At 51.7% G+C, this 203-nt stretch carries 1 pseudogene; it reads left to right on the top strand.

The features are described 5' to 3' along the window. Positions 1 to 203 (top strand): annotated as a pseudogene (locus Dpoa2040_RS02170) (IS3 family transposase); the annotation flags it as partial.

Consider the following 203-nt stretch of genomic DNA (forward strand, 5'->3'; position numbering starts at 1 on the left):
TTCAAAAAAACTTTAACGGTGCCTGAGAAGCGTGAGCTGGTGCGTTACGTTATGAAGGAACATCAGGCCAGTGAACGACGCGGGTGCCGGATTATCGGTATCAGTCGAAGTCTGTTGCATTATTGCCCGAATACGGCACGGGATCTGCCCGTAGTCGAGGCGCTACAAAAACTGGCGCATCAGTATCCGGCCTATGGTTTTGG

It is taken from the genome of Dickeya sp. CFBP 2040 (genome assembly GCF_012273755.1).
In the GTDB taxonomy this organism is placed as follows: Bacteria; Pseudomonadota; Gammaproteobacteria; order Enterobacterales; family Enterobacteriaceae; genus Dickeya; species Dickeya poaceiphila.